Origin of the sequence: Streptomyces sp. NPDC002130, assembly GCF_040296465.1 — a bacterium.
Classification (GTDB): Bacteria; Actinomycetota; Actinomycetes; order Streptomycetales; family Streptomycetaceae; genus Streptomyces.
Map to the genome: position 1 here is coordinate 1 of NZ_JBEOXI010000627.1, position 1,970 is coordinate 1,970.

2 protein-coding genes and 1 pseudogene are annotated in these 1,970 nt (G+C 62.2%); 1 reads left to right on the plus strand and 2 read right to left on the minus strand.

Going from position 1 to position 1,970, the window contains the following annotated elements:
* Window positions 1–321: 321 nt before the first annotated feature.
* Together ABT116_RS51140 and ABT116_RS43695 are read right to left on the minus strand one after the other, a co-directional pair.
* Window positions 322–678: pseudogene (locus tag ABT116_RS51140) on the minus strand (acyl-CoA dehydrogenase family protein); the annotation flags it as partial.
* Entirely contained in the window at window positions 679–1,242 is a 564-nt protein-coding gene (locus ABT116_RS43695; protein ID WP_296552943.1) for a helix-turn-helix domain-containing protein, read from the minus strand.
* Window positions 1,243–1,376: 134 nt separating this feature from the next.
* Here ABT116_RS43695 and ABT116_RS43700 point away from each other — a divergent pair.
* The coding region (locus ABT116_RS43700) for a solute carrier family 23 protein (RefSeq protein ID WP_351646364.1) at window positions 1,377–1,970 on the plus strand (594 nt) is incomplete at its 3' end.

The window sequence follows — 1,970 nt, forward strand, 5'->3', positions numbered from 1 at the left end:
GGAGCGGGCCGCGGCCGTGGAGCTGGCCGCGATCGAGGACCACGCCTTCCACAAGCTGCTGGACACCGCGCAGTACGGTGCTGGAAGTTCCTCGATCGTCAGACCCGGAGCCTCGCCCACCGGTACGACGGAGTGAACGATGGAATTGTCGAACTCGTCTCGCGCCGAGACCAGGAGTACATCGACGATTCCCCAGCCGGTGACGAAGGGTGCGATGCCGTCGAGGACGTAGCCGTCGTTCACCCGCTTCGCCCACAGGAGCGGCGGCCGGGGGATGGCGCCGGCATACGCAACGCCACCGCGAATCGTGCCGGAAACGAGCCCGTCCCAGTATTGTTCGCGCAGAGACATATTGGAACTCGAAGCCAAGGCTCCGACGACGCCGTGATGCTGCATCCAGGTGAAGGTCGTTGCCAGGCAACCGCCGCACAAGGTTTCGAGGACGTCGACCAGTTCGTCGCTGCTGGGTCCGCTCTCACCGAGGGCGGCGATGCCGTAGAAGCCGTCGGCGGCGAGCGCGTCGAAATGGCTGCTGGGGATTTCTCCGTCGGCGTCGACGCTGTCGGCGACGGGAAACAGAACGGTATCGGCGATCTCACGCGCAAGCTCCGGCCACTTGGTCACGCTGTCAGGGTAAGCCGTGAGCGGGGGTTGTGGTGTGGAACCGGAACCGCGCATCTAGAACGAGGGCGGCGAACTCACGATGAGGAATCTCGCCACCGCATTGGTGCGATTGAACCACCGATGCGGGATGGTCGAGGTGTAGAGGAGGGTGTCGCCTACGTGAAGAACGTGATGCTCGTCCAGTCCCACCTCGACCTCGACAGATCCTTCGAGTACGTGAATGAACTCTTCGCCGGCATGCTCGGTGTGTTCGCCTGCCTCGGAGTGAGGTGCTGCCGTGATCTCGTTGGGTTCCATGGTGCGTGAACCGGTGGAGCAGAAGCGGATCACCGAATCGTGTGCCAGTTCGAACGTTCGCCCTTCCCCGGCGCGGACGAGGCTGGACGGAGTTCGTTCACCTTGTGCCAACAGCGCATGAGCGGTGGTGCCGATCGATTGCGCGAGGCGATGAAGGTTCATGACACTGGGTACTGCGTGGCCGTTTTCGGTCTGGCTCAGGAAGGGCTGGGACAAGCCCGACTTCACGGCAACCTCGCGCAACGTCAGTCCGGCTTCTTTTCGCGCCGTCCGCACGGCAGCCCCGATTGCGGTCGCTATCGCCTTCTGGTCGTCGTCCATGTGCCGAAGATAGCAGTGCTCTGGTGAAAGTTTTGATTACACAGACGAAACAAATTCGACCACGGTAAGAAATTATCGACGTGCTGAATAGTCCCGTACACGAAACACTTCCAGCTTCGGACGGAGATCGGCGCATGGCCATCCATCCAGTCGACCAGCGGCTCCCCATTGCCCGCCAGTCTGCTTTTGCTCTTCAGCACGTCCTCATCATGTACACCGGCTGCATCACGGTTCCGTTGGTTTTCGGTGCCGCCGTAGGGCTGGATCGCAGCACAGTCGCGATGCTGATCAGCGCGGACTTGCTCGTTGCAGGCATCATCACGATCATTCAGAGCTTGGGCGTGGGGAAGGTCGCCGGTGTTCGGCTGCCGATCGTGTGCGGGGCGACCTTCGCCGGACTGACGCCGATGATTCTGATCGCCAAGGAGTACGGCCTGCAGGCGGTATACGGGTCCATGCTGGTCGGTGGTGTAGTCGGCATAGCTTTGGCCGTACCGTTCGCCAAGATCGTCCGATACTTCCCGCCCCTGGTCACCGGCGTCGTCCTCACGGTTATCGGCATCTCGTTGATCGGGGTCGCAGGAGGCTTGATCGTCGGAAACGACCCCACCTCCCCGTCGTTCGCCGACCCGAAGAACCTGGTCCGTCTGCTGTTCCGCCTGCTTCTTCTTCTCGGCCTGTTCCTTCGCGGCCTGTTCCCGCTCGGCCTTCTCCTTCTCGGCCTGTTC